The sequence below is a fragment of the Skermania piniformis genome, assembly GCF_019285775.1.
GTDB classification, from domain to species: domain Bacteria; phylum Actinomycetota; class Actinomycetes; order Mycobacteriales; family Mycobacteriaceae; genus Skermania; species Skermania pinensis.
This window is the reverse complement of sequence record NZ_CP079105.1, coordinates 2,052,104-2,064,122: the sequence shown is the minus strand read 5'-3', so window position 1 is coordinate 2,064,122 and position 12,019 is coordinate 2,052,104. Positions and strand designations below refer to the sequence as shown.

General features: G+C 70.5%; 10 protein-coding genes. 5 read left to right on the top strand and 5 right to left on the bottom strand.

Translation table 11 applies throughout. The features are described 5' to 3' along the window. Nucleotides 1–50: 50 nt before the first annotated feature. Complete coding sequence (locus KV203_RS09620) at nucleotides 51–743, top strand: cobalt-precorrin-6A reductase (RefSeq protein ID WP_066470053.1); 693 nt, start codon at nucleotides 51–53, stop codon at nucleotides 741–743. Here the strand turns inward: KV203_RS09620 and cobJ are convergent. Together cobJ and KV203_RS09610 are read right to left on the bottom strand one after the other, a co-directional pair. After that, nucleotides 731–2,224, bottom strand: a complete 1,494-nt coding sequence (cobJ, locus tag KV203_RS09615) for a precorrin-3B C(17)-methyltransferase (protein WP_066470054.1) — start codon at nucleotides 2,222–2,224, stop codon at nucleotides 731–733. The genes KV203_RS09620 and cobJ overlap by 13 nt on opposite strands. Continuing rightward, nucleotides 2,221–2,853, bottom strand: coding sequence for a precorrin-8X methylmutase (locus KV203_RS09610; protein WP_066470055.1), 633 nt, complete (start codon nucleotides 2,851–2,853; stop codon nucleotides 2,221–2,223). The genes cobJ and KV203_RS09610 overlap by 4 nt, the downstream gene beginning before the upstream one ends. Nucleotides 2,854–3,002: 149 nt before the next feature. On the opposite strand from KV203_RS09610, the gene KV203_RS20070 reads away from it, so the two are divergent. Further along, entirely contained in the window at nucleotides 3,003–3,506 is a 504-nt protein-coding gene (locus tag KV203_RS20070) for an excalibur calcium-binding domain-containing protein (protein WP_066470062.1), read from the top strand. An 11-nt stretch (nucleotides 3,507–3,517) separates the two neighbouring features. Here the strand turns inward: KV203_RS20070 and KV203_RS09600 are convergent, their stop codons facing one another. Beyond that, nucleotides 3,518–4,645 (bottom strand): precorrin-3B synthase, encoded by a 1,128-nt coding sequence (locus tag KV203_RS09600; protein WP_066470065.1) that lies wholly within the window; start codon nucleotides 4,643–4,645, stop codon nucleotides 3,518–3,520. A 93-nt stretch (nucleotides 4,646–4,738) separates the two neighbouring features. On the opposite strand from KV203_RS09600, the gene KV203_RS09595 reads away from it, so the two are divergent. The 3 genes from KV203_RS09595 (at nucleotide 4,739) to KV203_RS09585 (ending at nucleotide 9,984) form a co-directional block, all read left to right on the top strand. After that, nucleotides 4,739–5,671, top strand: coding sequence for a cation diffusion facilitator family transporter (locus KV203_RS09595; protein WP_066470068.1), 933 nt, complete (start codon nucleotides 4,739–4,741; stop codon nucleotides 5,669–5,671). Nucleotides 5,672–5,682: 11 nt separating this feature from the next. Then, nucleotides 5,683–9,258 carry a cobaltochelatase subunit CobN gene (gene cobN, locus KV203_RS09590; protein ID WP_066470071.1) on the top strand — a complete coding sequence of 1,192 codons (3,576 nt, stop codon included), beginning with the start codon at nucleotides 5,683–5,685 and terminating at the stop codon, nucleotides 9,256–9,258. Between the two features lie 177 nt (nucleotides 9,259–9,435). Next, nucleotides 9,436–9,984 (top strand): FKBP-type peptidyl-prolyl cis-trans isomerase, encoded by a 549-nt coding sequence (locus tag KV203_RS09585; protein ID WP_066470180.1) that lies wholly within the window; start codon nucleotides 9,436–9,438, stop codon nucleotides 9,982–9,984. 104 nt (nucleotides 9,985–10,088) lie between these two features. Here the strand turns inward: KV203_RS09585 and KV203_RS09580 are convergent, their stop codons facing one another. Next, nucleotides 10,089–10,694 (bottom strand): recombinase family protein, encoded by a 606-nt coding sequence (locus KV203_RS09580; RefSeq protein ID WP_066470074.1) that lies wholly within the window; start codon nucleotides 10,692–10,694, stop codon nucleotides 10,089–10,091. A gap of 247 nt (nucleotides 10,695–10,941) precedes the next feature. Next, nucleotides 10,942–11,982: an AraC family transcriptional regulator gene (locus KV203_RS09575; RefSeq protein WP_217995968.1), complete on the bottom strand. Its 1,041-nt coding sequence runs from the start codon at nucleotides 11,980–11,982 to the stop codon at nucleotides 10,942–10,944. Nucleotides 11,983–12,019: the final 37 nt, after the last annotated feature.

The window sequence follows — 12,019 nt, the reverse complement described above, 5'->3', positions numbered from 1 at the left end:
GGATTCTGCTGCTCGGCGGCAGCGCCGAGGCCCGTGAGCTGGCCGGCCGAATGGCCGGCCGGCCCGGGTATCACGTGGTGTCCTCGCTGGCCGGCCGGGTACGAGATCCGCAGCTGCCGGCCGGCGAGGTGCGGGTCGGCGGCTTCGGCGGGGTGGCCGGCTTACGCAACTGGTTGCGGGACAACGACATCGACGTCGTTGTGGTGGCCACTCACCCGTTCGCGGCGCGGATCACGACGAATGCGATCCGGGCCGCCACCGATGTGCGGCTGCCGACCCTGCTCGTCCGCCGCCCGGCCTGGGTCGCCCAGCCCGGCGACCGTTGGGAATCGGTGGCCTCGCTCACCGCGGCGGCCGCCCGGATCGCCGACGAGCGGGTATTCCTGACCATCGGCCGGCAAGGGGTGGCGGAGTTCGCCGGCTGCGCCGCCGCCTGGTTTCTGATCCGCGCGATCGACCCGCCGAACGGTCCGTTGCCGGCACACGCCGAGCTACTGCTCGAGCGGGGGCCGTTCACCGTCGAGCACGACGCCGAGCTGCTGGTCCGGCACCGGATCGAGCTCCTGGTGAGCAAAAACAGCGGTGGTCCCCATGCGGCCGGCAAGCTCGTCGCAGCGCGAGCCGCCGGGATCCCGGTGCTGCTTGTCGACCGGCCACCGTCGCCGCCGGGGGTGACCGTGGTGACCGACGCTGCCGGCGCGGCCGACTGGCTGGCGGCCCAACGGGGAGTTCAGCGCGCGTAGCGCCGTGCGGTGTACACCCGCGGGCCCGCCGGAGTGTCGATCGTCGCTGTGGTCGAGGCACCGACGATCAGCAGGGTTCGCATATCCACGTCGGCGGGGTCCAGGGTTGCCAGGGTGCGCACCTGCACCGATTCGGTCGGCCCGCCGACGTCGCGGCCGACGATCACCGGGGTGTCGCCGGTGCGGTGTTCGAGCACCAGTTCGCGCATCGCCTCGACCTGCCAGGTCCGGGTCTGCGATGCCGGGTTGTAGATCGCGATCGCCATATCTGCCGCCGCTACTGCCGAAATCCTTTGCGCGACAACCTCCCACGGCTTGAGCCGATCCGACAACGAGATCACCGCGTAATCGTGACCCAGCGGTGCCCCGACCCGACTGGCCACCGCGTTGGCGGCGGTCATCCCGGGCAGCACCCGCACCGGCACCTCGGACCAGCGCGGGTCGGCGGATTCCTCCAGCACCGCCGCAGCCATCGCGAACACCCCGGGATCGCCGGAGGAGACCACCGCCACCCGCGCGCCCCGGGCAGCCAGGTCGAGCGCCATCGTCGCCCGCTCCGCCTCGACCCGATTGTCACTGGCGTGCCGGCGTTGCCCGGACCGGACCGGGACTCGCGCGAGATAGGTGGTGTAGCCGACCAGGTCGGTGGCGGCGGCGAGGGCCCGGCGCACCTCCGGAGTGGTCCAGTCGTCGGCGCCCGGGCCGAGCCCGACCACCACCACCTCACCGACCGCGGCCGGTCGGGAAACCGCCCGGCCGGGGACGATCGCGATGGCGAAATACGGGACGTCGGCGTCGGACACCACCCCGGCCGGCAGCACCCGTTCCCGGTCGGTACTGGCCCGTTCCACGTAGTAGGCCTCGTCGAGCCGGCCGGCGTCGGCGAGCGCCTGTCGGACGTTCGGGTAGGTGCGACCCAGTTTCATGACGGCAGCGGCGTCGGTGTGCCGAAGCCGGTCGGCGAGCTCGTCCGGCGGCAGCGTGCCGGACAGCACGGTCAGCACCTGGTCGGCCTCCACCAACGGTTCGCCGATCGCCGCCGTAGCGGCGGCGACCGCGGTCACCCCCGGGACGATCTCGGTCTCGAACCGGTCGGCCAGGCGGCGATGCATGTGCATGTAGGAGCTGTAGAAGAGCGGGTCGCCGGCGGCGAGCAGTGCGACGTCCCGGCCGGCAGCGAGATGGGCGGCCAGCCGCTCGGCCGACTCGACATAGAAATCCTCGATCGCGCCGCTGTAGCCGCCGGGATGCTCGGTGGTCTCGGTCGTCACCGGATAGATCAGGTGCTCCTCGAGCTGGCCTGGCCGCAAGTACGCTGCGGCGATCCCGCGGGAGATGCTGCGGCCGTGCCGGGCACTGTGGAAGGCGACCACATCCGCCGCGGCGATCACCCGCGCTGCCTTCACCGTGACCAGCTCCGGATCACCCGGTCCCAGTCCGACGCCCCACAGCTTGCCGGGCCGCGCCTCGCCGCTGCTCATTCCACCTCGCTCGCCACCGCATTCACCGCGGCAGCGGTGATCGCACTACCGCCGCGCCGGCCCAGCACGGTCAGGTACTCCAGCCCGCAGGAGCGGCCGTAATTCACCAACGCCTGCTTGGATTCCACCGCGCCGACGAAGCCGACCGGGCCGCCGAGCACCGCCGCGGGCCGAGGCGCGCCGGCCGCAAGCAATTCCAGCAGGTGGAACAGCGTGGTCGGCGCGTTACCCACGGCGACCACCGCACCGTCCAGCCGATCGGCCCAGAGCTCCACCGCAGCAGCGGATCTGGTGGTTCGGTGAGCCGCGGCCAACTCGGCCACCCGCGGGTCGGGCAGGGTGCACACCACCTCGTTGGCGGCCGGCAGGCGGGCGCGGGTCACCCCGGCGGCAACCATCCGGGTATCGCAGAGGATCGGGGCGCCACCTGCCAGTGCGGCCCGCGCCCGGACGACCACATCCGGCGAGAACGCGATGTCGGCGGCGAGATCGGTCTGGCCGCAGGCATGGATCATCCGGACCACAACCTGAGCGATGTCGGCCGGGAAGCGGCGGAGGTCGGCCTCCGCACGGATGATCGAGAACGATTGCCGATAGATCGCGGCGCCGTCCCGGATGTAGTCGGCCATGCCGGTTACCCTAGTCGGCCGCCGAACAGCCCGATCCGCGATGTCGGTCGAACGACCGAGTGGTAACCCACCCCCGGTTGCCCGCCGATAGCCCTGGTAGATCCATTGTCGGAGTAAAGGAATATCAGAATGAACTGTGGGGGAGTGCGGTGAAGACCGCATTGGGTAGCGTGTTGGTCCTCGCCGCGGTTGCGATACTGGTCGTCGCACTGGTCGGCGTGATCCGCGGGCGGCTCGATCGGATCGGGCTGCACAACCGCACGCAAGCCGCACGCGTCGCCGGGGTTGCGACGGCGCTGTTCTTCCTCGGCGGCAGCCTGCTACCCGAGGCAACGCAGGACGAGGCCGAGCCGGTACCGGCAGCCGTGCAGTCGACGAGTGTCACTCCGTCATCCACCAGCGCCGTACTGTCGACCACCCGCACCACCGCTCCGGTCGCACCGGCCCCACCGCCGGTGACGATCCCGCGCGCGCCCCTGGTGGACGTGCCGACCGTCGAAACTCCAGAGCCGTCCAGGTCCGGGGGCGCCACCTACTACGGCGACTGCGATGCAGTTCGCGCCGCCGGTGCCGCGCCGCTGTTCCTCGGCGAACCGGGCTACCGGGCGAAGCTGGACCGGGACGGCGACGGCGTCGCATGCGAGGTGGGCTGACCCGGCTCGGCCTACCCCGACTCGGAGTCGGTGGCGATGCGATAGCCCGCGCCGGTGGCGACCACGTCGGTCACCGGCGCCGGCGGCCGTCCGCAGCGGCGGGCGCATCCGGCCCAGTGTTGCCGGCCGGCCGGGTGGTCACCCCGTTCCACCGCGACGACCGCGTCGCCGCGCACGTCGGCGAGCGCATTGCCACAACCGGGCTGCCCGGCGCACGCGCTGACCCGTAACCAGGGCGACTCCGCGTCGAAGATCAGGCCCAGTGGCGCCAGCACCCGCAGGACGGTGTCGGCGACCGGTTCGGCCAGGTCGGCCAGGATCAGGCCGCGGCCCGGCGTGATCACGATCGGGTGCTCGACGGCGACGACGAATTCGGCCAGGCCGGCGTCCAGGGTGCCGAAGCGCAGGCCCGCACCGAGCGCGACCGCGCCGTCGTCCTGCGGGAGCCAGCCGATCGCCGGCGCCGGCGCCGGCGGTAGCCCGACCGGAGCGGCGCTCGGGACCAGGCCCAGCGCGGCGCAGACCCGGGCTGCGCCGTCCGGCACGTCGGCCAACCGCCACGCGCCGTCCCGGATCCGGCCGAACACGGCCGCGGCGGCGATCAGCCGGTCCACCCCGTCCCGGCCGAGCCGGACCCCGCTGTCGGCCCCGGCCAGCAGCAGGGCGAACTCGCCGCCGCCGGCCGCGAACAACCCGAAGTCCGGCCCGAGCGCACCGACGTCGCCACGGCCGTCGTCGAGCCCGAACAGCACGCGGCCGGGCAGCCGGGCCAACTCGGGCGTACCACACAGCGCCGCGTCCAGCTCGTCGATCAGCGGACGCACGTCGGCCCGCCCGCCGACCCGGCCGGACAGCGCGGACGCGACGATGTTGCGCACCCGCTCGTGCGTCGCCGACGGCAGCAGTCCGGCGCCGGTCAGCAGCTCGGCCAGCCCGGCGGGATCGCGGACGGCACGCAGCTGCAGATTCGCCCGCGACGTGAGTTCGATACTCCCGCTGCCGAACTCGACCGCAGCCAGGACCAGTGCCGCCAGCTGCGCCGGATCCAGCCGGCCGCCCGGCAGCCGGACTCGGGCCAGCGGGCCGTCCGCGGCGTCGTGCAGGGTGAGCGCGCCGGGGCAGCGATCGGGGTCGGTCATCGGCAGCCGAGTCTAGTCGCCGCCGGTGGTGCACCGTCCTCATTGACGTATATACATGCGCATGTTGCAATAAATCGACGAAGGGGAGGTGCCATGGCGCACGAACATCACGATCACGGCATCAGCGCCGACGCCGACCGGCGTTGGCTGAGCCTGGCGCTCGCGCTGCTGCTCGGCTTCATGACCGCCGAGGTGGCGGTCGGGCTGCTGTCCGGCTCGCTGGCACTGCTGTCGGACGCGGCGCACATGACCACCGACGCCGCCGCCATCGTGCTCGCACTGATCGCGATCCGGCTGGCGGCCCGCCCCGCACAGGGCAGCTACACCTTCGGGTTGCAGCGCGCCGAGATCCTGTCCGCACACGTGAACGGGGTCAGTCTGCTGCTGCTGGCCGCCTACTTCACCTACGAGGGCATCCGGCGGCTGATCACCCCACCCGAGGTCGAAGGAGCGTTGGTGTTCGTCACCGCGCTGGTCGGGATCGCCGTGAACCTGGCCGCCACCTGGTGCATCCGGCAAGCCGATCGGTCCAGCCTCAACGTCGAAGGTGCCTACCAGCACATCCTCAACGACCTCTACGCCTTCATCGCGACCGCAGTGGCGGGCGCGGTGGTCTGGCTCACCGGCTGGTCCCGGGCGGACGCGATCGCCGCGCTGGTGGTTGCGGCACTGATGGTCAAGGCCGGCTGGGCGCTGGTCACCGCCTCCGGCCGGATCTTCCTGGAGGCGGCGCCGGAGCATCTGGACCCGGAGACGATGGGCACCGCGCTGGCCGCCGTGCCCGGCGTGCTCGAGGTGCACGACCTGCACGTCTGGCAGATCACCTCGGCGCGGGCGGTCGTGTCGGCACACGTGCTGGTCGAGGAATCCGCCGATTGTCACGCGGTGCGCGTCGGCGTATCGGACATCCTGCACCAGCGGTACGCGATCGAGCACAGCACGCTGCAGGTTGACCACGCCGACCAGCCGGCAGCCGAGCCGCACTGCGCCGAGCCGCACGGCCGGGTCTACCGGTCCGCCGAGTAGGCTGCCATCGCGTGATCCTGCTGCTGTCCACCTCGGATACCGACCTGCTCAGCGCGCGCGCCGTTGGCGCCGACTATCGACTGGCCAACCCGGCCCGGGTACTCCCGACCGATCTGCCGGCGCTCCTCGACGGCGCCGAGCTGGTAGTGGTCCGGATTCTCGGCGGAATCCGCGCCTGGACCGACGGACTGGCCACCGTCCGCGCGAGTGGGCTACCGGTGGTCGCGGTGAGCGGCGAGCTCGCCCCGGACGCCGAACTGATGGCGCAATCCACCGTGCCGGTCGGGGTCGCCGCCGAGGCACACAACTACCTCGCCCAAGGTGGCCCGGACAACCTGCGCGAACTGCACGCGTTCCTGTCCGACACCGTGCTGCTGACCGGGCACGGCTTCGCCCCCCCGATCGCCGCACCCACCTGGGGCCGCCTCGACCGCCCGGCCGGAACCGAGGTCGGACCCACGGTGGCGGTGTTGTACTACCGGGCGCAGCACCTGGCCGGCAACACCGACTACATCGAGGCCCTGTGCGCCGCGATCGAGACCGCCGGAGCGCGTGCGCTGCCGATCTACTGCGCATCGTTGCGCACCGCCGAGCCGGAGCTGATCGCGACGTTGCGCGCCGCGGACGCCCTGCTGGTGACCGTGCTCGCCGCCGGCGGCGCCACCCCGGCCACCGCGTCGGCCGGCGGCGCCGACGACGCCTGGGACATCGGCGCCCTCGCCGATCTGGACATTCCGATCCTGCAAGGGTTGTGCCTGACCAGCTCGCGACAGAAGTGGGCCGCCACCGACGAGGGGCTGTCCCCGCTGGATGTGGCCACCCAGGTCGCGGTGCCCGAGTTCGACGGTCGGATCATCACGGTGCCGTTCTCGTTCAAGGAGTTCGACGCCGACGGGTTGCCGACCTACCTGCCCGATCCGGAGCGCGCGGCGCGGGTCGCCGGGATCGCGGTCGCCCACGCCCGGCTCCGGCACATCCCGCCGGCGCAACGCCGGATCTGTCTGATGCTGTCGGCGTACCCGACCAAGCACGCCCGGATCGGCAACGCGGTCGGGCTGGACACGCCGGCGAGCGCGATCGCCCTCCTGCATGCCCTGCACGACGCCGGCTACGACCTCGGGCCGGTGGCGGAGATCCCCGGGTTCGTCGCCTGCGACGGGGATCAACTGATCCACGCGCTGATCGCCGCCGGCGGCCAGGACCCGGACTGGTTGACCGAGGAGCAGCTGGCCGCCAATCCGATTCGGGTGCCGGCCGGCCACTACCGAGCCTGGTTCGACACGCTGCCCCAGGCGCTGCGCGCCGGGATGACCGAGCATTGGGGCGCGGCGCCGGGCGAGCTGTTCGTCGATCGCAGCCGGCATCGGGACGGCGACATCGTCATCGCCGCGCGGCAATTCGGCAACGTGGTGTTGATGGTGCAGCCGCCGCGCGGGTTCGGCGAGAACCCGGTGGCGATCTATCACGACCCGGATCTGCCCCCTTCCCACCACTACCTGGCTGCGTACCGTTGGGTCGCCGACGCGGCCGGGTTCGGCGCGGATGCGATCGTGCACCTGGGCAAGCATGGCAATCTGGAATGGCTCCCGGGCAAGACCCTCGGCATGTCTGCCGACTGCGCGACCGACGCCGCCCTGGGCAACCTGCCGCTGATCTACCCGTTCCTGGTGAACGACCCGGGGGAGGGGACCCAGGCCAAGCGGCGGGCGCACGCCACCTTGGTCGACCATCTGGTACCGCCGATGGCTCGCGCCGAGTCCTACGGTGACATCGCCCGGCTCGAGCAGCTGCTCGACGAATACGCGAACATCGCCGCGCTCGACCCGGCGAAGCTACCCGCGATCCGGCAACAGATCTGGACCCTGATGCGCGCCGCCGAGCTCGATCACGACCTGGGCTTGGCCGAGCGGCCGGACGAGGACGCCTTCGACGACATGCTGTTGCACGTCGACGGCTGGCTGTGCGAAATCAAGGACGTGCAGATCCGGGACGGGCTGCACATTCTCGGTCGGGCCCCGGTCGGTGCGGCCGAGGTCGATCTGGTGTTGGCGATGCTGCGTGCCCGCCAGCTCTGGGCCGGGCAGCGACACCTGCCCGGGTTGCGGGAGGCGCTCGGCTTGGCCGAGGACGACACCGAGACGAAGGCCCGGGTGGACGACGTCGAGCAGCAGGCGCGCGAGCTGGTCGCGGCCCTGCAGGCGGCCGGCTGGTCGCCGGACGCGGTCGACGGGCTCACCGAGGTCCCCGCGGTTCGCGACGTATTGCGGTTCGCCGCCACCGAAGTGGTGCCCCGGCTGCGCGGCACCGACGCCGAACTGAGCCGGGTGTTGCACGCGCTGGACGGCGGGTTCGTCCCGGCCGGGCCGAGCGGCTCCCCGTTGCGCGGGCTGATCAACGTGCTGCCCACCGGCCGCAACTTCTACTCGGTGGATCCGAAGGCGATCCCGTCCCGGCTCGCCTGGGATACCGGCCAGGCGATGGCCGACTCGCTGATCGCGCGCTACCTGGCCGACCACGACGAGTACCCGCGTTCGGTCGGGTTGTCGGTGTGGGGCACCTCGGCGATGCGCACCTCCGGCGACGACATCGCCGAGGTGTTCGCCCTGCTCGGGGTGCGCCCGCTCTGGGATGAGGCGTCTCGGCGGGTCACCGGCCTGGAACCGATCGAACCGGCCGACCTGGGCCGGCCGCGGATCGACGTCACGGTGCGGATCTCCGGCTTCTTCCGGGATGCGTTCCCGCACGTGGTGGTGTTGTTGGACGACGCGGTGCAGCTGGTCGCCGCGCTGGACGAACCGGCCGAGCAGAACTACGTCCGGGCGCACATCCAGGCGGACCTGGCCGAGCACGGCGATCGGCGACGCGCCACCACCCGGATCTTCGGCTCCAAACCGGGCACCTACGGCGCCGGGCTGCTGCAGCTGATCGACTCCAGGTCGTGGCGCAGCGACGACGACCTGGCCGCGGTGTACACCGCGTGGGGCGGCTTCGCCTACGGCCGCGGGTTGGACGGTGCGCCGGCCACCGAGGACATGCGGACCGCCTACCGCCGGATCGCGGTCGCGGCGAAGAACACCGATACCCGCGAGCACGACATCGCCGACTCGGACGACTACTTCCAGTACCACGGCGGAATGATCGCCACTGTTCGCGCGCTGACCGGTGCCGATCCGGCGGCCTACATCGGCGACAGCACCCGGCCGGACACGGTGCGCACCCGATCGTTGGCCGAGGAGACCGCGCGGGTGTTCCGCGCCCGCGTGGTCAATCCACGTTGGCTGGATGCGATGCGCCGGCACGGGTACAAGGGGGCGTTCGAGATGGCCGCGACGGTGGACTACCTGTTCGGCTACGACGCGACCACCGGTGTGGTGCCGGATTGGATGTACGAGCAGCTCACCGACCGATACGTCTTCGACGACGCCAACCGGAAGTTCCTGGAGCAGGCGAACCCCTGGGCGCTGCACGGGATCACCGAACGACTGCTGGAGGCGGCGCAACGCGAGCTCTGGTCGGCACCGAAGCCGGAGACCCTCGATCGGCTGCGTTCGGCCTATCTGGAGGCCGAGGGCCGGCTGGAGCAATGAACCGGTGCAACGAAAGAGTGGGGTCCGAGGAAAATCCGGGTATTTGCCGGATAAGCATCCGGATTATTGGGTGGGATACCGGGTTTCGGTAATTTTTTTCGACTTGATAACGTTCCGCTGGTGACCAGATCACCGCATCGCTCCGCCCGGCTTGCCACTGTGCTGGTGGCCGCCCCCCTGTTGCTCGTCGGCTGCGGCTCGGACGAGCAGAGCGCCGGCTCGACCAGCACCTCGCACAGCGCCGCCGCCGCGTCGTCCAGCGCCGCCGCCACCGCGGCCTGCCCCGCCGGAGCCGGCACCCCGGACCCGCAGTGGCAGTTCCCCGGCGACACCGGCAGCATCGCGGTGACCGGGCCGACCGACGACGCCCGCCCGGTGGTCGAGGTCACCGCGCCGTTCCACGTCGAGACCACAACGGTGCACACCTTGTCGGTCGGCAGTGGGTCGGTGGTCGCGCCGAGCGCGATCGCGACCGTCTGCTACGAAGGGGTCAACGGCCGCACCGGCAAGGTTTTCGACTCCAGCTACGACCGCGGCCTACCGGCCCAGTTCCAGCTCGGGGGGGTGGTGGCGGGGTTCGCCAAGGCGATCTCCGGGCAGACCGTGGGCTCCGACGTCGCCGTGGCGATCACCTCCGCGGACGGATATCCGAGCGGCCAGCCGCAGGCAGGGATCGAGGCCGGCGACACGCTGGTGTTCGTCCTCCGGATTCTCTCCTCCCCGTAGGCCCCGAACTCCTGAACGTGGCCCAGGGCGACAGGTAGATAGTCGGCACGATCGGGCACCCTGCGGCATGCAAACGTCTTGGGCATTCCCGATCGACGGTGACGCTATGGGTCGTGACTCCGTTGCGGCGCACGGCTTTCTGTTGCCGCTGCGATCGCGCGGTAGACCGTGGGCCGGGAGATGCTGAACAGTTCGGCGAGATCGGTGATGGTGTAGTTGCCGGTGGCGTGCATACGTCGTAGTTCGGCGCGCTGTTTGTTGGACAGCTTGGGTTTTCGACCTTTTAGACGGCCTTTGGCACGGGCGACTGCCATGCCTTCGCGGGTGCGCATCCGGAGCAGGTCGACTTCGAATTCGGCGAAGGTGGCGAGAATGTTGAAGAACATCTTGCCCATGGGGTCGGTGGGGTCGTAGACCTGGCCGCCGAGGGAAAGTCTGATTCCGCGTCGCGCGAGGTCGTCCCCGATGGCTCGGGCGTCGGGAACCGACCGCGCCAGGCGGTCGAGTTTCGGGACGACGAGGGTGTCGCCTTCGCGCAGGGCGGCGAGCGCCTGGTCCAAGCCGGGGCGAGCCCGGTTGGTGCCGGTGAGTCCGTGGTCGAGGTAGATCCGATCCGCGGCGACACCGAGTTCACGAAGCCGTTCGCGTTGTGCGGTGAGGTCCTGGGAATCGGTGGAGCATCGGCAGTAGCCGACGTGCGTCGCGGCCATCGTCCGACTGTAACGGATAGCCTCCCCTCTTTGAGAAACAATTCGTACCAGTCAAATGAGACGACGTCGCCCCAGGTCGAATCAACGCTGCGAGGGGGTATGCAGGGTGTCCGTTAGCCGGTCCTCAATTGGGTCACCCGTCAGGGCTGTGCGGACAGGGCGTCGACAGGTGGGGGCCGCCGCCACCGGGAACCACCAAGCTCTTCACTCCAGCACGGCTATGGCAGCGATCGTGCGATATCGGGTGTCAGCCGTGCTGTGCGTCTCGTCGTCGGTGTGTTGGGGTGGTGCCGAACCAGCGTCGGCTGGCCCAGACGAGCACGCTTTGTTCGCTGTATCCGAGTACCCCCGCGAGCTGTGTCATGGGCATGTCGGTTTCGCGGAGCAGGCGGTCGGCCAGGTCCATCCGGGTCCGGTCCACCAACGCTTCGAAGGTGGTGCCCTGGTCGGCGAGGCGCCGTTGGAGTGTGCGGGGGTGGAGGTCGAGTTGGCGGGCGACGACGCCGATGCTTAGGCCTCCGGTGGGGAGTAGGTGGCTGATCAGCCGTTGCACCGACTCATCGAGGTCATTGTGGTCGACCCCGGAGATGGAGTCGAGGTAGGCGCGCAGGGCGCGGTGTGCGGTCTCGTCGTCGGAGAGCGGCCGGTCGAGTTCGGCGGCGAGGATCGTGAAGCCGCAGGACGGCTCACCGAAGCGGGCGGGGGCTCCGAAGTAGCGGCGGTATTCCCGTTCGGGAGTGAGTGCCTCGTGGGGGACGTGGACGCTGACCGGCCGATAGGTGGGGCCGAGAAACAGCTTGAGGATGTTGAGCGTCACTCCGAGGGTGAGCTCCAGAGTCTGGCGAAGCGCGGGCCTCGGCCGCAACACAATACGCAGGTCGAGAAAAATGTAGTGGTGGTCGTGATGTGGCTGCACGGTCGCCTGAATGTTGGGTGAATAGACCGCGAGGTACTCACGGAAGGAACCGAGCGCCTCGCCGAAGTTGCGGGCCGTGCGCGCGGCCGCTCCGATCGGGCCGAGAATCTCGATGCCCTGACGTTGGGCAAGGAGCCTGCCGAAGTCGGGCGTCCCCGTCACGGTGGCAGCACTCTCGATGGCGCCGATCACACCGCGATGACCCAGGTAGGTATCGAACTGGCCCGCCGCAGAAGGCGGAATCTTGACCGCACGCAACAGGGCGTTCGGGTCTCCACCGAGCGATCGCACCAGCTCCGAATACCCCTGCAACGATGTCCCGCGGATTAGGCCCATGTCGTAAATCATCAAGTTCTTGTCGCGTGACGTCAAGGAGCAGATGCTGTCGCCTGACATCTTGGGAGAGGTA

What these genes read in the sequence shown, in the direction of transcription:
- cobJ (WP_066470054.1), bottom strand. Translation starts at nt 2,224, where the DNA reads ATGAGCAGCGGCGAGGCGCGGCCCGGCAAGCTGTGGGGCGTCGGACTG.
- KV203_RS09600 (WP_066470065.1), bottom strand. Translation starts at nt 4,645, where the DNA reads ATGACCGACCCCGATCGCTGCCCCGGCGCGCTCACCCTGCACGACGCC.
- KV203_RS09580 (WP_066470074.1), bottom strand. Translation starts at nt 10,694, where the DNA reads ATGGCCGCGACGCACGTCGGCTACTGCCGATGCTCCACCGATTCCCAG.
- KV203_RS09595 (WP_066470068.1), top strand. Translation starts at nt 4,739, where the DNA reads ATGGCGCACGAACATCACGATCACGGCATCAGCGCCGACGCCGACCGG.
- KV203_RS09610 (WP_066470055.1), bottom strand. Translation starts at nt 2,853, where the DNA reads ATGGCCGACTACATCCGGGACGGCGCCGCGATCTATCGGCAATCGTTC.
- KV203_RS09620 (WP_066470053.1), top strand. Translation starts at nt 51, where the DNA reads ATGGCCGGCCGGCCCGGGTATCACGTGGTGTCCTCGCTGGCCGGCCGG.